This window comes from Sunxiuqinia sp. sy24, from assembly GCF_052677165.1.
Genome location: NZ_JBQYLH010000005.1, coordinates 81913 through 104535, shown reverse-complemented (window position 1 = coordinate 104535; position 22623 = coordinate 81913). Strand labels below are relative to the sequence as shown.

The following is a 22623-nucleotide window of genomic DNA, read 5'->3' as shown; positions in this document are numbered from 1 at the left end:
TATTTTTGTTTGCGGAGTCAACAAAAAATCGTCTGGAGGGTTACTTCACCAGTTGTATCTAAGTTTAACTATCTTTGAATTTGAAAACAGTTATTGACGAAAATGGAGAAAATAGGACTGACTAAAGATTACGTTAGCTTCCTGACTGGTTTCTTGAGTCTTACTGTTTGAGTAATTCCGAAGATAAAATGAAAGAAATGAAAAGACTGGTTTTAATAGCCTTGGTTTTTTTGGGAGCATGTAGCACACCAAAAACAAGCGATAAAAATTTACTGACGGTTAGCATTCTCCCGCAAAAGTATTTTGTGGAGAAAATAGCCGGCGATTTGGTCGAGGTGCAAGTGTTGGTTCCTCCTGGTGCCAGCCCGTCAACCTATTCTTTGTTGCCTTCGCAAATGAAAGATTTGTCGCGTTCACTAGCCTGGCTTCGCATCGGTAAAATTGGTTTTGAAGATGCCTGGCATGAAAAGATTGAACAGGGGAATCCGCACTTGAAAGTTGTTGATACCTCGGCTGATGCCGATTGGATTGCTGATGAAATAGAACAGCATGGCGATCATGTACATGCGCATGGGGTTGATCCTCACATCTGGATGTCGCCCGCCGAAGCTAGAAAAATCGCTGCTCTGACCCACAAGGCACTGGTTAGTTTATTTCCGGATGAAGCCAGTTCGTTTAAACAGAATTATGAACTTTTTCTAACGGAAATTGACTTGTTGGATGAGCAGCTTTTGAGTCAGTTTGATGGCTTGAAAAGCCGAAAGTTTCTGATCTTTCATCCGGCCTTGACTTACTTGGCCCGAGACTATGACCTGGAGCAAATATCGCTTGAGCTGGAGGGCAAGGAGCCCTCGGCTAAGTATATGAGCCAACTGGTGAAGCATGCCCGGGATGTTGGTATTCGAGTGGTGTTTATTCAAAAAGAATTTGACCAGGAAAATGCCCGTCAACTGGCTGATGAACTGCAGGGCGAAGTGGTGCAGCTTGATCCGCTGAATGAAAACTGGGAACAGGAACTGCGTAACATTGCTGATAAATTAGTGGATGCGTCGAAATGAAAGATATGCTGGTTGAAATAAAAAATCTCTCGGTAAGTTACGATAAGCAGCGAGTTTTGGAGGATGCCAATTTGGTGATTCAACCCAATGATTTTCTGGGTGTGATTGGGCCAAACGGCGGAGGAAAGACGACCCTGATTAAGGCAATTCTTGGTTTGGTGAAGCCGGAAAGCGGAAGCATCAAGTTTCACATTCCCCTGAAAAAAGTGGGCTATTTGCCACAGATCAACCAAGTGGATAAACGATTTCCGATAACCGTGCTGGATGTGGTCCAGTCAGGTAAAGTAGGGACAAAGTTCTTATCGCTTTTGAAGAAAGATCCTGCCGATCGCGAGTATGCTGAGCACTTGCTCGAAGAAATGGGTATTTTAGCGATCAAACACAAAGCCATTGGAGAGCTTTCGGGGGGGCAGATGCAGCGCGTCTTTCTGTGTCGATCGCTGATGAACCAGCCGGAATTGCTGATTCTGGATGAACCGGACACTTTTGTTGATAATCAGTTTGAGAGTGAGTTGTACGAAAAACTGAAAGAGTTGAACCAGCGGATGGCAATTTTGCTGATTTCGCATGACGTGGGAACCATTTCTTACTATGTGAAAACCATTGCCTGTGTAAACCGGCAGGTGCATTATCATCCCAGCAATGTGATTAGTACCGAACAGCTGGCTTCTTATAATTGTCCGCTGCAAATTATTACTCACGGACACATTCCGCATACGGTATTGAGTATGCATGAAAACCACCATGATCATGGACACAATCATTGATTTATTTTCATACGACTTTTTTATACATGCCTTTTGGGCATCGTTTTTTGCAGCGGTGAGTTGCGGTATTATTGGTACATACATTGTTTCCCGACGGATTGTTTTTGTGAGTGGCGGTATCACGCATTCTTCCTTCGGCGGTATTGGAATAGGCTATTTTCTAGGCTGGAATCCTTTGCTGGGCGCGGCTATCTTCGCGATTCTTTCGGGCTGGGGAATTCAACTATTCACGCAAAAAGCTAAAGTACGCGAAGATTCCTCCATCGCCATATGGTGGTCATTAGGGATGGCTATCGGGATCATCTTTATCTACCTTAGCCCAGGCTACGCACCCAACCTGATGAGCTATTTGTTTGGAAGTGTGCTCACCGTATCGGTTTCGGAACTGTGGTTTATGGGGGTGCTTTCGGTGGTGTTGGTTTTGTTTTTCACCTTGTTCTATCGCTTAATTTTGTATGTGGCGTTCGATGAAGAATTTGCCAGAACAACTGGCTTGCCTGTAACACTGATCAACTTTTTGCTGATTAGTTTGATTGCGATAACCATTGTGCTGAACATCCGGGTGGTAGGGATTATTTTGATTCTTTCGTTGTTGACCTTGCCTCAAGCAACAGCCAACCTGTTTACCAAGGACTTTAAGCGGATGATGCCGATTTCGGTTTTGTTCGCCTTTATCGGCTCCTTTGTTGGTTTGCTTTTCTCTTTTTATGTCGATATTCCGTCCGGAGCATCCATTATATTCACCTTGGTGCTTCAATTCGGATTGATTAAACTGGCTATTTTTATCCGACAAAATCTGCTTGTTCGTGCCTGATCAACCAATTCAATTAACTTGTATGAGTTGTGGCAATTCGTATCTGAAAGATGAGTTGAGGCGTGATTGCAGCAACTGTTTTGCCTGTACCGGCTGTGAGGTTTACTTGTGCCCCAACTGTCAAAGCGAGATTGTGGTGAAGCCGGTTAAAAAACCGGAAATTAGGAAGTAGGTTTATCTTTGGGGGTGTTTGCGCTTTTGTTCCGCTCGGTTTGAAATAACCATGGTACCCGAAGTGAAGAGCATAGCTAAGATTACCATATAGTTGCTTTCATTTGTTGTCCAGCTCAGGTCTTTGTAATTCAACATGAAAAGTTCAAGTAGAATGATGAGACTTGCGGCGGCAAGTAAAAACTTTCGAAGTTTGTGCATAAGCGGATGATTTTTGTGAGTGGCTTGTTATTTCCACAAAGGACATCCGTGTGAGCCATGTCCTTTGTGAAATTTTTAGTCTTTAATTGATAAGACGGAAAAACAGAGCTCTTTGCATAACTCTTTGCTTTCATCTTAAGGCGTGGTACGATGAGTCTAGTGGTTTTCGTGCTTTTTTGAAACAGCATCCATAACCAGCGACGATGCTCCCAAAACAGCACCGTTTGCAAGCTCCGAAACCTCAATCTTTAATGATTGGTAAAGACGCTGATAAGGGAACTCGTTTTCTAGTACGGCGCGCATGCCTGCTTCAAATAAATGGAAGGATTGACTAACTGAGCCGCCTAGAATGATCGCTTGTGGAGCCAAGGCAAACAGCACATTGGCGATGGCGCGTCCAATATGTTCTCCCAATTCATTAAACTGTTGAAGAGCCTGCTTGTCGCCTTGCTCTGCTTGTTCAGCCAGGGTTTTCCCCGACACCTTTCGATCCTTAAAGAACTGTCCGCTGGCATAGGCTTCCATCGTTTTATCCTGATAGTAGAATGCCCCGAATTCGCCAGCTCCGCAAAAAGTTCCGGAGTACAAATGCGAATTGATGATGATGCCAGCACCTAGTCCGGTTCCGAGGGTAATGCCAACAAAATTGTCGTATTGCTGTCCTTTCCCAAAATAGTTTTCACCTACGGCAAAGCAATTAGCATCGTTATTGACAAAAACAGGCTTGTTGAAACGCTCTTCCAGCAGTTGCTTTAAGGGCACCCGATCCCACGATGGAATATTCACCACATCCAGCACTTCGTTGGTTTCAAGGTCAACCAGGCCGGGAACACCAATGCCAATTCCGGCAATATCATCGGCATACACTTGCTGGATGGCATCGCCAATGGTTTGAACAACTTTTTCTTTTGTTTGGTCTGAAGGAGTAGGACAGGAATAGGATCGGACAAGTTGTTTCTTGTCGATCAGGGCGGCTTCAATTTTAGTTCCGCCAATATCAACGCCAATCATTTTCATAATATTCTGTTTTATTAGTTTTAGTCGTGTTGTTGCAAATATAGTCCTTCATTTTTGATATCTTAAGGGCCTTTGTAATATCTTTGAGTCTCTGAATGCAACCGATTGAAAGCTTTTGTATAACTTGCACAAAAACTATTGAACGATGAATAACCTCAAAACCAACTTTTCCATTTTATTATTCCTATTGTTTGCTTTTCCTGTTTTGTCTCTGGCACAAAGCCGCACAGAAGTCAATATTCCGGATATCCCGGGGTATCAAACCCTGAAGTGTGATTTTCATATGCATACCGTTTTTTCGGACGGCGATGTGTGGCCAACGGTGCGGGTTCAGGAAGCCTGGTTGGAAGGATTAGATGCCATTGCCATTACAGATCATATTGAGTATCTGCCCCATTCGCAGGACATGGAAATTGACCACAATCGCTCGTTTGAAATAGCAGAACCTTTGGCTGAGCAAATGGGTATCGTATTGATTCCGGCTACCGAAATTACACGCAAAATGCCTCCGGGACATTTAAATGCTTTGTTTATTACCAATGCTAATTTGATGGATCGGGAAGATTGGTGGGAAGCTTGTGTTGAGGCCAAAGAACAGGGCGCTTTTATTTTTTGGAACCATCCGGGATGGAAAGCGCAGCAACCAGATACTACCCGCTGGTGGGATGAGCATACCCGCCTGATTAATAGTGGGATGCTTCACGGTATGGAGGTTTATAATCACAAAGAATTTTATCCGGAAGTTTTAAGCTGGGCACGGGAAAAGAAACTGACCGTATTTGCGAATTCCGATATTCATTCACCAGCTCACATGACTTATGGCGACAAACATCGCCCAATGACTTTGGTGTTTGCAACAGATAAATCGATGGGTGCTATTAAGCAAGCGATGAAGGATCGTCGGACTGTGGCTTATTTTGAAAATCAGTTGGTGGGAGAGAAGCAATATCTGACGCCACTGTTTTTTGGTTCTATTGAAATAAAGAATAAACGGGTAGGATTGGAAAATCGGCAGATACGGAAAATACAAGTCCATAATTCAAGTGATCTGGATTTTCATTTGAAACTCCGTCAACCCGCTGTTGGCTTCTCGTGTCCGGATAAAATCACCCTCAAGGCCCATCAAACGGTTTTCATTGATTTGACCGGGACTTCGGATGAAGTCGCCACTATGGATCGTTTAAAAATATCTTATGAAGTGAGCAATCTGCTTACCCTTGAAGGTAAACCGCTACAGGTTAAACTGGACATGGCCAATCGCTAAAAAAGAAAGAGCGGTGAATTGTTTCACCGCTCTTTCTCTAAACAAACAACTAAAATTACCTTTACATCTCTACAACCACAAACCAATCAACTACAGTGTAAGTATTAAAGAAAAAGTGGCTGTAAAGGACTTGGTTTTACGATTTCACGAGTTATTTTGTTTCATCTGACAGACGTAGATTTTAACGTGCTAGTAAGTATTTTTTTCTACCCGATTTAAAGCATCTGAGCCAACCAGTGTATGACTGATTCAATTGCCTTTAAAAAATTGAGTCTCACAATGTGAAGATCGCAAGGGATCTATTTTCTGCCCAATTTTAAAGATAAAAGGAAAAAGACTTCGGTGTGCATGAATAATCTTGCTGTTAAGTTGCTTCTAATGAGTCGACTTGTGGCGATTGGGTGCAGCTGTAATTAGCGAACGTAATAAGCAAATCTCAAAAAATCAATGACAAGCAATCATTGTTTTGATATCGGTAGTTCTTTACTCAAGTCGGTCGGTGATGCTACAGGTTTTCTTAAACTGCTTGGTGTTTCCATTTTGGTCATGCACTTCAAGCCACACGATATAAATGCCCAGTTGGCTTTTTCCTCCGTTTTGCCATTCGCCATTCCAGATCCATTCACCTTGACTTCCGACAGGTTCGTTTTGAATCAGATCATAAACGTGGCGGCCGTTTGAATCAAATATCTTTAGGTTGGCAACATAGTGGGGATTTTCAAATTGGTAACTGATTTTCAGGCAATCGTTGTAGCCATCGTCATTGGGGGAGAAGGATTTAGGCTCTAGTGTAATGATATCTTGTTCGGGTAATTCCGTGCGGCTCATTGAGTTCGCATAGCCAGGAGTCGCAAATTGAACGGAGGCGCTTGCTGAAGCCCAATTTGATGGGGCGTTGCTGGCTTCATCTAATGCGATTCGCTCCAGCGATACGCCTTCCTCATCCACCAGTAACGGATGGTGCATTTTTTCAGTATAATGGAATTCATCCAGCATTTTCAGCGAATCGGCGAGCAGTGCGACATAGCCTTCATCGTTGTTCATGGCGGGTATTTCCGGAAGATCCAGAAGACAATCAGGACAGTGGGTGTTATAGAAAGCAAGTACCTGTTCCTGATTTTCGCTGAGAACTAAATAACTTTTAGGAGGGACGTAGGTTTCCTGGGTTGATAACGGAACCATCGTTTTTAGGGTGCCATCGTCATTTTTATTGGCCAAAAACAGATGATCGAGTCGGAGCATTTTGTCTGATAGGTTGTACAACTCAACAAAATCAACACCCCCTGGGTACGGATTAAAAAGAACCTCGTTGATGAGCAGGTCGCCTGCAACAGCAAGCTGGTCCGGATCAATTTGTTCGGGCTGATCGCTCCAAATACGTACGGCATCCAATATCACCTTGTCATTGGCGTAGCTGCTGTTTAAACGGACAATGATTCGGATCGAATCGCCCTTTAGCTGTGCTTGACTTGCGATGGCTTCACCCCAGTTTCCTTCATTCACCCCATGGCTCTCAAATTGTATTTCCGCTTGCTGGTTGAGCTGGTAGTAGGCTTTTAAGTATTTGCTTTCAGGATTTTTTCCGCTACCCGTTTCTTTGGCTATCAGCTCGCAATTGATTTCGGTATATTTGCTGATCCTGATCCATGGAGAAGTCCAAATGGCTTCTCCATCGCAGTCCAGTGCTTCAAAACGTCCGCCGGAGGTGCTTACGGTTTTGACGTAATCATTTTCAGCAGTAAACTGACATCCTTCATAGCTAAGATTCCAGCGAATCGCTGGATTTAAATTAATATGGAGGTTTTCGCCATCTGCATCACCCCAGACTCCCAGGTCTGGTTCTTCAAAATTCTCTTCCCATATTGCTGTGCCTTTGCTTTCAATTGTTAATAATATCAAAAGCATTATAAGAAAAACACTATTTATACGCCACATAATGTGAAAAATTAAAAGCAAACTGCTAATTTTGCGCACTTTATTATGCGTTTGAGAGAACGTAACAATGAATTGAAATTAATAAAATTAATTAGATTATGAAAGTTGCAGTTGTTGGTGCAAGTGGTGCTGTTGGGCAGGAATTTCTTGAAGTTCTGGCCGAGCGGAATTTTCCACTCGATGAGTTAGTTTTGTTTGGGTCGGCGCGTAGTGCCGGTAAAGTGTATGACTTTAAGGGCGAAAAACTGACTGTTAAGGAATTGAAACACAACGATGATTTCAAGGATATTGACATTGCCTTGACATCTGCTGGTGCGTCTATTTCTAAGGAGTTTGCATCAACCATTACAAAATATGGTGCGGTGATGATTGATAACTCCAGTGCCTTCCGTAATGATGATGACGTGCCATTGGTTGTGCCCGAGGTTAACGCCGAGGATTCGAGAACTCGTCCACGTAACATCATCGCTAATCCAAACTGTTCAACCATTCAGATGGTTGTGGCTTTGAAGCCGATTGAAAATTTATCGAAGATCACCAAAGTTCAGGTAGCCACTTATCAGGCTGCCAGTGGAGCAGGTGCTCAGGGAATTGCGGAGCTGGAAGAGCAAACCCGTCAGTTGGCTAAAGGTGAAGAACCGACCATCAATAAATTTCAGTACCAGTTGGCCATGAATATTATTCCACACATCGATGTTTTCCTTGACAATGATTACACCAAAGAGGAAATGAAGATGAACTGGGAGACCAAGAAAATTATGCATACGGACATCGAGGTTAGTGCCACTTGTGTACGTGTACCGGTTGCCCGTTCGCATTCAGAAGCCATTTGGTTAGAAACTGAAGAGGAGCTGAGCGTAGACCAGGTGCGTGAGGCGTTTAACAATTTTGAGGGTTTGACTGTGATTGATAAACCACAAAACAAGGAATACCCCATGCCTCTTTTCGTGGCGGGTAAAGATGATGTTTATGTGGGCCGCTTGCGTAAGGACTTGACTAACCCCAAAGGAATTACTTTCTGGTGTGTAGGTGACCAGATTAAGAAAGGCGCTGCGCTTAATGCAGTTCAGATTGCCGAGTGGATGATTGCCAATGGTGAAGTGAAATAAGAAGTTTTACCAATAATAGATAATAGGAAACCCGGCTTAATTGGCCGGGTTTCCTATTTTATGGTGGGTTCGCTTGTTATTCTTCTGGCGTGATCCAATCAATATCGTATAAGAAATCGTTGTAAGGGAATCGGGTAATATGTACCTTTTTCACTTCTTCGTAAAGCAATTTCTTAAATGCGTCAACATTTTCCTTTTCAGTGGCTGAAATGAATAGCGATGGCGTATTGCTTTTACCCATCCAGCTGTTTTGCAGTTCTTCCAACGAGAGGTTCTCCTTGGTTCTCGGACTCAAATCGTCCTCGTCTTTTTGGATGTATTCGAAAGCATCAATTTTATTGAAAACGTAAATGGTTGGTTTCTCGCCTGTTTCAATTTCTGCAAGCGTTTCATTGACTGTGTCAATCTGCTCTTCAAAACCGGGATGTGAAATGTCTACCACGTGAACTAAAACGTCGGCTTCGCGAACCTCGTCGAGTGTCGATTTAAAGGATTCGACCAATCCGTGAGGAAGCTTGCGAATAAAACCAACCGTGTCGGCCAGCAGGAAGGGCAAGTTGCCAATCACCATTTTTCGCACGGTCGTATCTAAGGTGGCAAACAGCTTATTTTCAGCAAAAACTTCCGATTTAGCCAGCATGTTCATAATGGTTGATTTCCCAACATTGGTATAACCAACCAGAGCTACGCGCACTAGTTTGCCTCGGTTTTTGCGTTGTGTTGCCTTTTGCTTGTCAATTTTTTCGAGCTGAACTTTTAAGCGTGCTATTTTATCGAGGATAATCCTCCGGTCGGTTTCAATCTGCGTTTCCCCAGGTCCGCGCATCCCGATACCGCCTCGCTGGCGTTCCAGGTGAGTCCACATCCGGGTCAAACGCGGTAGCATATATTGGTATTGAGCCAGCTCAACCTGTGTCTTGGCGTGAGCTGTTTGAGCCCGCTTGGCAAAAATATCCAGGATTAGGTTGGTACGGTCCAGTACCTTACATTCCAGTATTCGCTCAATATTCCGGAGTTGTGTTGGACTCAGTTCGTCATCAAAAATAACGGTGTCGATTTCATGAATCTTGACGAAGTTATTGATCTCCTCCAGTTTCCCCGAGCCAACAAAGGTTGCTGGATTGGGGGTGTCAAGACGTTGAAAAAATTGCTTTTCAACTTTTGCTCCTGCAGTCTCAGCCAGAAATTCAAGTTCATCCAGGTACTCCTGTGCTTGTCTTTCGTTCTGCTCCTGGTTGATTAACCCAACTAAAACAGCTGTTTCCTGTATTTTGGCGGTCTCTATCATTAAACTTTAAGTTTTATCCATAAAAAATCCTGGTCCCGACAATACGGAACCAGGATTTTTTGATTATCTAAAATCGTTATTGTAATACAAAGTTAATTGGAACCGTATAAGAAACTCTTACCGCTTTTCCCCTTTGTTGTCCTGGCTTCCATTTTGGAAGACTATTTACTACACGAAGAGCTTCTTTGTCTAGCGATGCATCAACTCCACGAGCAATACGTGCATTGGTAATACTACCGTCTTTATCGACAACGAAGTTGACGTAAACTTTACCTTGAATACCATTTTCCTGAGCAATGACAGGATATTTAACCGCATTCGCAATGAATTTACGAAGAGCTAATTCGCCACCAGGGAACTCAGGCATGTCTTCTACAATGAAGAATACTTGTCCTTCTTCCTCTTCTTCTTCTTCCTGAATAACAGGAGCTACTTCAATGGCTGTTTCCTCGTCAATGTCAGTATCTTGGATTTCAAGTTCGTCCTCAATTTCAACATCGTCTTCCACAATATTCAACACCTCTACTACTTTTGGTGGTGGTGGTGGTGGTGGTGGTTTTACTTCTTCTTGACGGGTAATTGGGATGATCTCGTCTTCAACTTCCTGCTCAGCCATTGTTCCCAATGATGATGCCTGTTCTACTTTCGTAGTCCATTCAAAAGCAAGTAAGCAAAGTCCCAGAGATACCACTAACCCTATCTGAACAAAAATATTTCTTTTGCTCTCAAGATCGGCTTTCGGTGATTTCTTTAGTTCCATAATTCAGTTTTAGAAGTTTATTCTATTTCTCAGAAACAAGTTTTTCTTTTGAGGGGTTAAAGATAAAAAATAATCTTCAAAATCAAGAGGTCAAAAAATATTTTATTGGCAGGCTCCCGTTCGGTGTTATTTATTGTAAGACAAAACTGATGGGGACGTGATAAGACACGCGAACCGCATGCCCCGATTGTTTGCCAGGCTTCCATCGTGGCATGCCTTGGACCACGCGAATAGCCTCTTTGTCGAGCGAAGGATCAACCGGACGAACAACCGACACATGGCTTACTTTTCCGTCGGCATTAACCACAAAGTTGACATAGACTTTGCCTTCAATGCCGTTTTCCTGGGCCACTGCCGGATAGTCAACGGTCTTCGCAAGGTAGTTGAGCAGGGCCTTCATGCCTCCCGGAAATTCGGGCATTTCATCCACGAAGTCGTAAATCACGTCTTTGTCTTCGAACGCATCATCTCCTCGGTTTGCAAGCAGGGCATCCACATCAATCCCTTCATCGGTTATTTCGGAATTGAATATTTCCAGGTTGTTATCTTCAATTTCAGTTTGGTTATCGACTAAAGTAAATTCAACTACCGTTTGAACAGGTGGTAAAACTTCTTTCTTTTCGGGGCGGGTGAGTGGAATAACAATATCATCGGGTATTCCCCAATCGACTTGATCAAAGGCGTCGGTTTGCGTGGCTGGGGTTTTCCAGCTGAAGGCCAACAGAACAAAAGCTAAGGATAATACCAGTCCAATACCTAAGAACAGCGAACGTTTTTCTTCCAGATCGGCTTTTTTTGATTTTTTTGTTTCCATGAGGTTTGATTTAATTGTTTCATAATGAATGGCTAATTGGAGGTGCTAAAACAAAAACCAAACCAAATAAGAACTTTATTGAATGAATATTGAAAATATTACTATATTTGCGGTGCAAAAAAGATGGGGGATTAGCTCAGTTGGCTAGAGCGTTTGACTGGCAGTCAAAAGGTCATCGGTTCGATTCCGATATTCTCCACTGGAAATCAAGGAGTTACAAGCAGGTGTTTGTAGCTCTTTTTTATTTGTACTAACAAAAGTACTAACAATTGGATGTTTTTTATAGCATGTTTTTTGGCACAAATAAAACCACCCTCATTTCTGAAAGCGGTTTTAGAGCAAGAGGCAAGAACGAATTAAGAAGCAACAACTTCACCTAGATATGTACTGTTTGAAACCTCCGATTGATTTTCATTTTGAAAAGCAATGAAGCAGTACAACGCATCACCGGCAAATACTGCAGGCACATTAACAGACTGGCTTCCGCTAGATCGGGTACTACCACCGATAACGGTTAATGCTTGGTCTTTTACACTATTGTAGACAACCAATAAGACCTTGTCAGTTGCCAAGGCATTTCCTTCGCCGGAGTTATTCACCCAGGAGAAATCGATTTGCTCTGGTGTAGGTGCTGCAACAGTAGGATTGAGAGCTCCTGTTAAGCTCCCCCTGGAGACCAATGCATCTGCATAGGAGATGCCATATTCCGGATAGACACCAGTAACAGCATTTCGAATGGTATAAGCCATTGCTGCGTTAAAAGCACTCATTTTAACTGCATAGTCCTTAAACCCGACCCGAATAAAGGAGGTTAGGGGTTGAAGGAAGTTTAATGCGGTTGTAAACTTTGTTCGCTGATCCACTTGTGCTGCTGTTCTGGGGTTTGCAACACTTGCTGGGATGCTTCGCATATAGTCGATGCCTTTCCAGCTGCCCCCGATGACTGTTCCGACCTTGCCGGAGAAGCCACCTAAAATACCTTGTTTAATTGTTCCCATGATGAAATAATTTAATGTTTCTGAATATTGTTATTTGGACTTGGTAAGGAGTTGGTATTGGCTTTTTCCTACCAGTCAATCAAAAAATAAGGGTATTGTTTGGATTGTTGATTTAATGCGGGTAAGGTGCTTTCTTTTGCCGCAATTTGCCTTTTCGGGCTGTTTTAATTGCTTGAAGTGGCTTAATTGAACGCTTAGGCACCGATTTTACAGCGGGGGCTGAAATGGACAAAAGGAAACGAAATAAATGGGAAGTGGGAGGGCAAGTGGGTTTATGTCGTAGTCTTTTGGGTGATTTCAGACCCGAGGCATAGCTTTGCTAAGCGGGCAATTAAGTCAAGGAGAAAGACGCCGGGGGAGTCCAGACGGGGTAGAGAATTCGCAGGGCATACCGCTGATTGGGTTTGGGAAGACAAGGTTGGAGCCGGAACGAAGAGGAGGCTTCAATCTTGTGTGGGATGCTGAGGTGGCTGAGCTGAGCGGAAGGAAGGGCACGGAGGTTAGTTGAGCGGAGCACAGTGCCGCAGTGTCCCGAAAAGACGTGAAGCGAAGTTGCCGCAGGCATAGGCCGTTGAACAATGATGCCCTGCACCGCTAAAAGGGAGGTGGGGTCAATGAGGTCTTCAGGAAGTGTCTGCAAGAGGATAAGCAAGCTGGTTGGGTGTGCGGGGCGAGGCAATTTTTACATAATTGACTTATAGGGCAGCTTTGGACTGGCTGGGGTTTGTGCGGCTGTTCCTATAAGAAGCCATTATGTAACTATTGCTTTGGGTTGTTTGTTTTTGGCGCAAGGGCACTCGGGGCGCAATGGGGTGACCGTTTTTTTGTTTTGTGGCTTGGGAATAGCTTTTGGGCTTTGAGGCACGAAAAAGCCAATGTGCTATTGGTGGGGTGGCCATACAAAAAGTGTGACAAAAACAAACAACAGAAGGACTGGGGTGTGGTGGCAATTCGCAGGCAGTCGAATGGTCCAGTTTGGAAAGGATATGCTACGGAAACTTACTATAAATTGTAATCCAATTATTGTGAACATTGCCCTGTAAATATAGGATGGCGTCGATATCCTTATTGGCTCGTAGCTTCATGATGATTGGTGCCATCCAAGCCCCTCCTTCCAATAATTCATTTGAGCAAAGAACATCAACACAAGTGTCTTTGGGCTCTGGAACTTCTTGGAGTTCTATATTTTTCTCGAACCAATACCAGTCTTTGGGGATTGGCCGATCCTTCCAGTACAGAGGTTTAAGCTTTAATGCAATCCATCGACGGTTTGAAGTGTTTGGAATCTTCTCTTTATACTTGATTCGATAGGTGTGCATAAAGAATAGTTTTTCAGATCAAAGATAGAAACGTTCAGGAATAGTCAGGTGGATTAGTTTGTTCATGTGAGGTATAATTTGCACTGGCTTTTGAGCCTGCCCATTTGAGAAATTAGGGATGCTCTCGGTTGAAAGGTCGTACTTGTCCAATAAGCGTTAAACATTGCTATTCCGGCTAATGGGGACTTAGACCAGCGTCTTTGGGAAAGTTAAGGAGTATGAAAATTCGTTGGAAACGTTGACTGCAAAGTGTTGTGAAATGCGACCATAGAGCCGTTATTTTGCTTGAATGGACACCTATGTCATCTACCGGAAGATCGTCGCTCTCGCGAGGGATGAGGGTGCTATTTGAGGGGATTTGAGTGGCTTCTGTGGTAGGTTTGAAATAGGCTGTGATGATTCAAATCGCTTCTGTATCAAAGTATAACTTTAAGTGCTGAGAGTATTTGTAGAGGGGTAGGCGGTATTGAGTACTTTAAGCTATTTTTACTCGATATGGATAGTCTGTCATCCGAAGGAAGATCGTCGCTGTAATAGTACTTATCGCAACTTATTTGGTCTATTTGTTTTAGTTAATTGAAGAGTGTTTTTTCAGAATGTGAATTATTTGAGGAGTATACTCACAATGCCTCGCCCGCTTGAAAACTTTGGTATTAGCTACACATGCGGTGATGATTTTAGCCGACTATTTTATATTAAGTTTTAAGGTAAGGATCGCTATATGCTGAAAGGGAACAGGCGGAGTAATATTTCTGAGAGGCAGCAATGCTAAAGCTGGAATCGTGTTTCACTTGGATGCTTTGTGGTAGTCGATTCGTTAGTAGGCTGTTGTGTGAAACTTTGATTTAATGTTAAAAAATAAAAAATCGAACGTTTAAAAATTGAATTTACTTTCTTTATTTTTGCTCATTATGAGCAAGCTTAGATTCTCTGGTCATGACACTTTCGTTGTCCGAAACTTCTGGCCGAAAAAAGGATACGACTTTATAAAAGAGGGTGGAAAATTTAATTCAGAAGATGCAGTCGTTGAGTTAGGTGTTGGGAAAAATATGGTTTCATCTATTCTGTTTTGGATGAAAGCTTTGGGATTACTTCAAGAAGACAATTCTACTCTTAGTGAATTTGCTGAATTTATATTTGATAGTGAAGTTGGGGTTGATCCTTTTTTGGAGGACATTGGTTCCATTTGGTTGTTGCATTACTTTCTAATAAAATCGGATTATTCATCAATCTATAGCCTGATTTTTAATGAACTTAGAAAGGAAAGGTCTGTATTCAGCAAGAATCAGTTGGCAGCATTTATAAAAAGGAAATATGCTGAATTAGATGATAATTCAATGAATCATAATACAATCACCAAGGATATTTCTGTTTTTACTCGTCTTTACAGTAAAGTGGATTTTCAGTTGTTGACAAAGGACTTTGAAGAGGAAGTAAGTAGCTTGATGATTGAACTGGAGCTGATTAACTCCACGATTGAAGAGGAAATAAAAGAAGGCACAAACAAAAGGGAAAAAATAGAATGGTTTTATCTTCATGGTGATGGTCGCCCTACATTGCCTCCAGCAGTGCTACTATTTGCAATACTCGATAATTTCAATGGGCTTAAAAACATTGGTTTAAAGACGTTGGAGATAGACCCAAACAGCCCGGGAATGGTTTTCCTATTGAATAAAGACGCACTTTACAAACAGTTAAAAGAATTAGAGAAATTATATCCCGGTATAATCGTATCAGAAACTGCCGGTACTACTGTGCTGGTTTTGCCTGAGGAACTTAACCAATGGGATATCCTAAGACAATACTATGCAAACTAAATATTTTTCTCCATCCATTAATATTCAGCGAGACAAAGATGTTTCGTTGAGCTATATTCCGACAAGAAATGGAGAGAAAGCATTTCAGAAAATTACATCTGCATTTTCCCACGGGACTAAGTCGTTCAATATTATTGGCGCGTATGGTACAGGCAAATCAGCTTTTATACTTGCTTTCGAGAAAGTATTAAACAAGAAGGCTGACTATTTTCTAAATCCCCTGAACGGTTCAATTGATTCATTTGATTCAACATTCATCGTAGGGAACTACTCTTCATTTAAGCAGGACTTCTGCGATACTTTTGAGATAGAAAATCGCACGGATATATTCGCGGAACTTAAGAAAACGATCAACAAAAAGGCAAAGCAAAAAATAGGTCAATTGGTTGTCGTCGATGAGTTTGGTAAGTTTCTGGAATACGCAGCGAAGGAAAGTCCCGAGGATGAATTATACTTTATCCAGCAATTGGCTGAGTTTGTCAATTCTCCTGACTTGCCGATTCTTTTTATATCAACTCTTCATCAACCTTTTGAAGAATATGCACTTACACTTACCAAGGCGCAGAAAAAGGAATGGGAAAAAGTGAAAGGAAGGTTAGTCGAGGTTTCATTCAACGAACCAGTTGAACAGTTACTATTCCTGGCTTCTGAACGAATTTCGGGAAAGGGATATCCTTGTAAAATAGATAAGCTGAAGCAAAAAGAACTATTTGAAGCCATACAGACTGCTGATGTGTTTCCTATGCGGGACTATTTCGCATTGGAGTTTGCAAAGAAACTTTTTCCCTTTGACATTCTATCTGCTTCCATTGCAACAGTAGCCTTTCAACGCTACGGACAAAATGAGCGGTCTCTATTTTCATTGCTTGATACAGATGACTATTTGGGTTTAAATGATTTTACCGACGGGAATGGATATTACCATGCAGCCTGCGTGTATGACTATCTCAAATATAATTTTCATAGTTTATTAAATTCCAGGTTCAATCCCGATTCTGCGCATTGGAAAGCGATTGATGAAGCTATTCAGCGAGTTGAATCACAATTTGACGAGCAATACAGTGCTGCAATACAAATTATCAAAACTATAGGATTGGCTTCTATACTTGGCAGGCAGGGGCAGAAGTTGACAAGAGAATTTCTAAATACTTACGCGAAAATAGCATTAGGTATTGACAACCCAGACCGGATAATAGACAGATTAGAAACAAAACAGATTATCCGCTTCCGTAACTATAGCCAAAGATATGTTCTTTTTAAAGGAACTGACTTTGATTTGAATCTAGAGTTAGAGTTAGCTGAAGGCCAAGTTTCCAAAGATTTCTCCATTGTCCATCAGCTGCAAAAACATTTCAACTTTCCAATTATACCTGCAAAACGAGTGTTTTACGAAAAAGGGACACCACGATATTTTGTATTTGAGTTGACAGAGAACCCAACACACAGAATCCCCGAAGGTCAAGTTGATGGATACATCAGTATCATTTTTAATAATCTGCTGAAAGAAGATGCTATTGCTGCGATTTCAAAAAAAGAAAGTGAAGCCATCTTGTATGGCTGGTTTAAAAAGATTGATCCAATTCGAGAATTGCTGATTGAGATTGAAAAGATTGAACTGGTAAAAAGTAAGTGTTTAGATGATCAAATCGCAATCGTTGAATTAGATACCTATTTGAATAGTGCTAAAGAAGAGCTTAACAAACAATTTCACGCATCACTTTACGGCGAGAATACTGACGTCGAATGGTACTTTAAAGGGGAAGCCAAGAAATTCAGAAACGCCAAGGAAATGAATTTGGCGCTTTCTGAAATCTGCAATCAAGTATACAAAGACACTCCGATTCTGAGAAATGAATTAATGAATAAGGAGAAGATTAGCGCTGCGATTTCTTCTGCAAAAAAGAATTTAATCACTTCTCTGTTGAGTTCCGTTTCAGAGCCCTATTTGGCCTACGATGAAAGTCGATTCCCGCCGGACAAGACCATCTATTTGGCCTTATTAAATAGAACCGGAATACATCAAAGCGGATCGAATGGGAAGTGGAGGCTTGGAAGTCCGTTGGATGATTCGTTTGGTCCTCTTTGGAATGCTTCTGAAAAGTATTTGCTAGATTGCGCAGTGGCACCCCGCAAGCTCACTGACTTTATTGATATTTTGAAAGCTAGACCATTCAAGCTAAAACAAGGGTTTATCGAGTTTTGGGTGCAAATTTTTCTTGTTGCCAAACAAAAGCACTTTGCTTTTTTTGAACACGACGTTTTTGTGCCTGAGCTTACTGTCGACACCTTGGAGGTTGTTCTTAAACAGCCTCAAAAATACAGGATAAGTACGTTCAATTTAGATGAGACTCGGTTGAGTATATTTAACCGTTATCGGTATTTCCTGAATATGATTGAGGAGAATATGCCAGATTCGGACACCTTCATAGAAACGATCAAACCATTTTTGGTTTTTTATAATCAGCTGCTGCCTTATACAAAGCAAACGCGTAAGCTAAGCAAAGGGGCACTAAGGCTTCGTGAAGCAATCTCTCAGGCAACTGATCCTGAAAAAGTATTTTTTGATGATATACCAAGAGCTTTAGGATATACGCTGAATGATTTTAATTCGGATGAAAAGCTTGAAGAATTTTCCATTAGCTTGCAGAACGCTACAAGGGAGCTCAGTGGGGCTTTCCCTAATTTAGTCAATCGCGTTGAGGAGGTTATTGGCAAAACAGTCCGAGAAGAGCGCATTGACTTCCCGGATAACAAACTGTTGCTTCAGCAACGATTTAAGAAGCTAAAAAAGGAACACATCGATCCAAAGCTCCGAGTATTGGTACAACGAATCAATACGCCTTTGGATGATCGGCAATCATGGATAAGTTCGATCGCCACAGCCATTTCGGGTAAGCCACTTGACCAATTCACAGATGATGATGAACTTGGTTTTCAGTCAAATTTCTATAAGCGGGTTCATGAGTTGGATAATTTGACCGATATTAGTAAGAAAGATATCGACGAGGGTAAAGAAGAAGTTTTGAAACTTGAATTGACTTCCTTTGTTAAGGGAGTACAACGAAACTTAATCCGATTGCCAAAAAGCAAGGTTAGGCAGATTGAGCAAAAAAAAGTAAGCATTCAGAAAATGCTGGATGCAACAGATAAGCAAGCAAATATCGCCTTGTTAATCAAATTACTCCAGGAGGAAATCGACAATGAATAAAAAAGTAAGACACGTATTAGGGATTTCAGGAGGGAAAGATAGCGCGGCATTGGCCATGTACATGAAGACTCATCATCCTGAGATCGATATGGAGTATTACTTTTCCGATACGGGGAAAGAACTGGGTGAAACCTATGAATTAATTCAGGAGCTAGAATCGTTTTTAGGTAAGAAGATTATTAAACTAGAAGCGAATCATAGTCACAAAAACCCATTCGATCATTACCTGGATATTTATAATGGTTTTCTTCCATCATCGATGGCTCGTTGGTGTACTTTAAAACTAAAACTAGAACCGTTTGAACGCTGGATTGGTGATGATCTTGCTATTTCTTATGTCGGAATTCGCGATGATGAAGATCGTGAGGGCTACGTCTCAACCAAATCAAATATCCAATCGGTCTTTCCTTTTCGCAAACATATTTGGAGTATGGAAATTCTCCACAAAGTATTGCACAATACGAACCGGGAAAGACTAGCAACCCTATATCAAAAACATGGGCAGGCTGAAATGATTGAACGATACATGGAGATTGTAAATGAACCGCAATCACCGAAATATCTTTTTTCACAAAAGCTGAAAGATCTATTGCAATTGAGCATTGCTACATTCAATCATGTTGTTTTTGAGTCTTTAAAGGATGATAGCTACCCCATTTCAAATCTTCAAGAATATTCTCTGCTTGACAATGAAGATAGCGTTGATCTCAAGAAGGTTTATGATCTTTTTCAGAGCAATGGCGTTAAAGTGCCTGGCTATTATGATGAAATTGAGTTCGAAGTGGATGGAAAAAAAGGAGTATATAACCGTAGCCGTTCCGGTTGTTTCTTTTGCTTTTACCAAAGAAAGATCGAGTGGGTTTGGCTTTATGAGCGGCACCCTGAATTATTCAAGAAGGCACAGGAATACGAAAAAGACGGCTATAGCTGGATGGATAATGAAACCTTGGATCAATTGATACAGCCTGACCGTATGGCCCAAATTAAGTTGGACTATATCGCCACTCTTCAAAAAAAGTTGAATGGTAAAAATAAGTCCAATAAACTTGTAGATATTTTAGCTGGCGATGATGAAGTTTGTGCTAATTGTTTTATTTAGCTTAATCTAAACATGAAATTTCTATCGAAGAGTGCCCCATAAAAGGATCAGAATGAAGTAAAAACCTGGATGCTACCTTTTAATTTTGAAATCCCTAAATTCTACTTTGCTTAACTTCTTTTATAATCCCACAAACAATCAATTCTACAAAAACTAAAATAATAATATCGTATCTTAGTTTCTTGAGTCGTGAGCGCTCTTATTTAAATTATCAACGTCTTCCATTGGGGCAACAACCGAATCCGGTTCGACCTTTTTCTCCTCTTCATCCTCTTGAATTTCAGGTAATATCAACGAAACAAAATTTTCTTTAAAATAAAGGAAATTGCGATTATTGTCGTAGAGATCTTGTAAAAAAATAAAACCAGCATTGGCAAAAGCTTCCATTTCACGAATTAACTTTCTTACCGCACTTTCAACTTTGCTCGAGTTGGCGTTTTCAAGTTTAACCAAGTCAATGTCTGACTTTGCAACTACCGCAGCAAATAGGTATTCTTGAATATCAGAAAAATCTTTTCTTCCAATAGCTTTTGTCTTTCCCCAGTATTCAATGGGTTGACCAAAATTCTTCTTCTCCACACCTTTATCAATTTCAACCCTTTCTCCATTATACAAGCCTAAGAAAAAGGCGTATATGTAAACTTCGTACAGATTACTAAATGTTTTTCCCTGTTGTTCCTTATCGTTCTCGGAGCCACCTCCTTTTCTTCCAAGATATTCTAGTAAAGGTTGAAATTCGGGATTATACTGAGGAACTCTTGTTTTCCAAAGATTAAATATGCTTTCCATGACTATCTTATTCTTTCAATTTTTGAATTAACTGTATGTAACTCTTTATGATTTATTCCTTCATCTAATTTTATCCAATAAGCATTATCAGGCTCAATTTCTGAAAAATTCTCATTGATGTAAAATATATTACTCTCCATATCTTTTTCAACATAGTTTTTCATCATTACTATTGATTGCTCAAACGTATTTTTAGCAATTGTAAAGAACTCTAAGGATTTCGAATGGTCGAAATCAGAGATTGGCGCATCGAATATCATAGGCAGCCTTTCTGATAATTTATTTTTCGCTAGATCTGAAATTGCCATTAAAATTGCTAAGTACAATGATGTAATAGTTGAGCTATTCAAAGATCCAGTAACATCTTCTTTGGATCTTTCATCAATTGCTCGAACAACAACCATATCATTTCTCAGTCTGTACAAGTCAACCATTCCTGTATAACCATCACTTGCTTTCCCAAGTTTGTGGTAATAATGATTGGCACTTTCTTTTAAGTCATTAATAAAATCATTATACTTCCTTTCTTTTGTGTCTTTAGCAATCTTGTATATATCAAATAAAACATCTCGTTTTTCAATGAGAGCTGATGGCACACCTTCAGTATTAATCTTATTAATTTCTGTTTCCTTTTCTGCAAGTGCAGCTCTAAGTTCAATTGCATCGTACTCAGCTTTAGATAATTCTCTTTCGTACCTTGTTCTGTCGCTTGAGAATCTTCTAATGTCAGCAGCAGTCTGTAGCAAATCTCTTTCTCCTGTGCTGTATTGACTTAAAAGTCGTTCCTTTTCTTTCTCTTTATCAGAAAGCCTCACTTCCAAGTCTTCTAATTGGCTTTTTCTAGTTTCAACAAATTCAAAATTTTCTTGAATTGACTTTTTTAATGAAAGTAATTTAGGAGCCTGCCTTTCTAGTCGTTTATTGATGTCCCGAAATTCTTCGATGAAAGTATTCTTAAAAGCTTGTTCTTGTTCCTCATCTCCTTCAGCGATTTCAGCAGAAGGTTTGCTAATGGATAAAAGGTAGTCTTCAAGTCTCTGTTTCATATAATTATACTCATCACTGCCTTGTTTTGCCTCACGATTGCATACTTTGCATATCTCTTCTTGAAGCATCTCTTCCATATGTTCTTCAGAAGGTGTGCCGATGGGTAAAGGAACCGTGGTTTTAGTTATTTCTTGAATTGCCTCTTTTTTCCCCAGTTCTTTTAAAAATTCATCATTCAATTGTCTTCTTTCCCGACTCGCCTTTTTTATTTTCTTAGAGAAGTCTTCTCTGATGCTCTGAAACTGATTTAGTATCCAATGATCATCGAATAAAAAATGTGTGTACTCCATTTTAGAGTCAATTAAATAGCGAATATTAGATATCTCCTTATCAAGCTTCACTATATTCGAATTCATAGCCTTTATAGCTTCTCCTTTTTCAAGGACGCCAACGCTATCGTCCATATGCTCTTTTACTACATTGAGGTTGCGATTAAGGTCTTTTATTTCATGCTCTTTATCCAAAAGATTCTTTTTCAAATGATCCCTTTCAGCAATTTTTATTTCAAATTTTCTTGTACTTGAGGAATAACGAGAAGCAAGCCGTTCTACACTAGTCTTGCTTGCCTCATAAAGTCCCTCAGTAATTTTGATATAACGATCGTACGATTTAAACTCAGAAAGTGAATTAATTAGGTTATTTAATGCATCAGGGTTTCTGTTCGGATCAAAAATATTTAATGAGCGTTCCCCTTTAAACAAACAATATCGGCGTAACTTGGATGGAAATACTCTTTCTAATATTTGAGCACCATGATAGACTTGTCTTTCTCCATTTGCCAATAATTCATATCCTGAAAATTCTTCCTTAATTATATAGTCATTTTCAGATCGAAGTGTAACTGTATATTGCCTTTCAATTGTATATGGTATTGATTCCTGTTGAACTTCTAACGCCACACGTACAGTCACGATATCATCTAGCGTCATTTCATTTAAAGCTTTCTTGGAGATAATACTCTCACGAATAAAAGACATTTTATCCTCATCAATTTCTCCAGTAAAAAGCCACTGAATTGCATCGAATAATTTACTCTTCCCATGCCCATTAGCTCCAAGTATAATATTTAATCCTTTTGAAAATTTAAACTCTTTTCGAGAATAGTAACATTGAAAGTTTTCTATCACCAACTGTTTTATGTACATGAC

At 40.7% G+C, this 22623-nt stretch carries 17 protein-coding genes and 1 tRNA gene; 9 read left to right on the top strand and 9 right to left on the bottom strand.

Annotated features, from left to right (window positions below):
- Positions 1-197 precede the first annotated feature (197 nt).
- The 3 genes from ACUNWA_RS06290 to ACUNWA_RS06280 are packed head-to-tail and all read left to right on the top strand — an operon-like array spanning position 198 to position 2639.
- Positions 198-1058 (top strand): metal ABC transporter solute-binding protein, Zn/Mn family, encoded by an 861-nt coding sequence (locus ACUNWA_RS06290; RefSeq protein ID WP_445591041.1) that lies wholly within the window; start codon positions 198-200, stop codon positions 1056-1058.
- A gap of 5 nt (positions 1059-1063) precedes the next feature.
- Positions 1064-1825, top strand: a complete 762-nt coding sequence (locus ACUNWA_RS06285) for a metal ABC transporter ATP-binding protein (RefSeq protein ID WP_445591040.1) — start codon at positions 1064-1066, stop codon at positions 1823-1825.
- The gene (locus ACUNWA_RS06280) at positions 1809-2639 is read left to right on the top strand and encodes a metal ABC transporter permease (protein ID WP_445591039.1); all 831 of its coding nucleotides are present in this window, start codon (positions 1809-1811) and stop codon (positions 2637-2639) included. The genes ACUNWA_RS06285 and ACUNWA_RS06280 overlap by 17 nt, the downstream gene beginning before the upstream one ends.
- A gap of 528 nt (positions 2640-3167) precedes the next feature.
- Here ACUNWA_RS06280 and ACUNWA_RS06275 read toward each other — a convergent pair.
- The gene (locus tag ACUNWA_RS06275) at positions 3168-4028 is read right to left on the bottom strand and encodes an ROK family protein (protein ID WP_445591038.1); all 861 of its coding nucleotides are present in this window, start codon (positions 4026-4028) and stop codon (positions 3168-3170) included.
- A 145-nt stretch (positions 4029-4173) separates the two neighbouring features.
- Between ACUNWA_RS06275 and ACUNWA_RS06270 the strand changes: the two genes are divergently transcribed.
- Positions 4174-5292 (top strand): Sb-PDE family phosphodiesterase, encoded by a 1119-nt coding sequence (locus tag ACUNWA_RS06270; protein ID WP_445591037.1) that lies wholly within the window; start codon positions 4174-4176, stop codon positions 5290-5292.
- Positions 5293-5775: 483 nt separating this feature from the next.
- Here ACUNWA_RS06270 and ACUNWA_RS06265 read toward each other — a convergent pair whose 3' ends face one another.
- Positions 5776-7197: a T9SS type B sorting domain-containing protein gene (locus ACUNWA_RS06265; RefSeq protein WP_445591036.1), complete on the bottom strand. Its 1422-nt coding sequence runs from the start codon at positions 7195-7197 to the stop codon at positions 5776-5778.
- Between the two features lie 128 nt (positions 7198-7325).
- On the opposite strand from ACUNWA_RS06265, the gene ACUNWA_RS06260 reads away from it, so the two are divergent.
- Complete coding sequence (locus tag ACUNWA_RS06260) at positions 7326-8336, top strand: aspartate-semialdehyde dehydrogenase (RefSeq protein WP_445591035.1); 1011 nt, start codon at positions 7326-7328, stop codon at positions 8334-8336.
- A gap of 76 nt (positions 8337-8412) precedes the next feature.
- Here ACUNWA_RS06260 and hflX read toward each other — a convergent pair whose 3' ends face one another.
- The 3 genes from hflX to ACUNWA_RS06245 all read right to left on the bottom strand — a co-directional run bounded on the left by hflX (position 8413) and on the right by ACUNWA_RS06245 (position 11198).
- Positions 8413-9624, bottom strand: coding sequence for a GTPase HflX (hflX, locus tag ACUNWA_RS06255; protein ID WP_445591034.1), 1212 nt, complete (start codon positions 9622-9624; stop codon positions 8413-8415).
- Positions 9625-9700: 76 nt separating this feature from the next.
- Positions 9701-10384: an energy transducer TonB gene (locus tag ACUNWA_RS06250; protein WP_445591033.1), complete on the bottom strand. Its 684-nt coding sequence runs from the start codon at positions 10382-10384 to the stop codon at positions 9701-9703.
- Positions 10385-10514: 130 nt separating this feature from the next.
- A complete protein-coding gene (locus ACUNWA_RS06245) occupies positions 10515-11198 on the bottom strand; it encodes an energy transducer TonB (RefSeq protein ID WP_445591032.1) in 684 nt (227 codons plus the stop codon).
- Between the two features lie 125 nt (positions 11199-11323).
- Here ACUNWA_RS06245 and ACUNWA_RS06240 point away from each other — a divergent pair.
- Positions 11324-11397: transfer RNA gene (locus ACUNWA_RS06240), tRNA-Ala, on the top strand.
- A 157-nt stretch (positions 11398-11554) separates the two neighbouring features.
- Here the strand turns inward: ACUNWA_RS06240 and ACUNWA_RS06235 are convergent.
- Entirely contained in the window at positions 11555-12196 is a 642-nt protein-coding gene (locus ACUNWA_RS06235; RefSeq protein WP_445591031.1) for a DUF6266 family protein, read from the bottom strand.
- Positions 12197-13185: 989 nt separating this feature from the next.
- Positions 13186-13515, bottom strand: coding sequence for a hypothetical protein (locus ACUNWA_RS06230; RefSeq protein WP_445591030.1), 330 nt, complete (start codon positions 13513-13515; stop codon positions 13186-13188).
- Between the two features lie 881 nt (positions 13516-14396).
- Between ACUNWA_RS06230 and ACUNWA_RS06225 the strand changes: the two genes are divergently transcribed.
- From ACUNWA_RS06225 to ACUNWA_RS06215, 3 genes are read left to right on the top strand one after another with little or no spacing between them, the layout of a single operon-like run.
- A complete protein-coding gene (locus ACUNWA_RS06225) occupies positions 14397-15332 on the top strand; it encodes a DUF4007 family protein (RefSeq protein WP_445591029.1) in 936 nt (311 codons plus the stop codon).
- Complete coding sequence (locus tag ACUNWA_RS06220) at positions 15322-18540, top strand: hypothetical protein (RefSeq protein ID WP_445591028.1); 3219 nt, start codon at positions 15322-15324, stop codon at positions 18538-18540. The genes ACUNWA_RS06225 and ACUNWA_RS06220 overlap by 11 nt, the downstream gene beginning before the upstream one ends.
- Positions 18533-19639: a phosphoadenosine phosphosulfate reductase domain-containing protein gene (locus tag ACUNWA_RS06215; RefSeq protein WP_445591027.1), complete on the top strand. Its 1107-nt coding sequence runs from the start codon at positions 18533-18535 to the stop codon at positions 19637-19639. Before ACUNWA_RS06220 ends, ACUNWA_RS06215 begins: the two co-directional genes overlap by 8 nt.
- Before the next feature lie 174 nt (positions 19640-19813).
- On the opposite strand, the gene ACUNWA_RS06210 is transcribed toward ACUNWA_RS06215, so the two are convergent.
- Together ACUNWA_RS06210 and ACUNWA_RS06205 are read right to left on the bottom strand one after the other, a co-directional pair.
- A complete protein-coding gene (locus ACUNWA_RS06210; RefSeq protein WP_445591026.1) occupies positions 19814-20428 on the bottom strand; it encodes a hypothetical protein in 615 nt (204 codons plus the stop codon).
- A gap of 2 nt (positions 20429-20430) precedes the next feature.
- Complete coding sequence (locus tag ACUNWA_RS06205) at positions 20431-22620, bottom strand: AAA family ATPase (RefSeq protein WP_445591025.1); 2190 nt, start codon at positions 22618-22620, stop codon at positions 20431-20433.
- Positions 22621-22623: the final 3 nt, after the last annotated feature.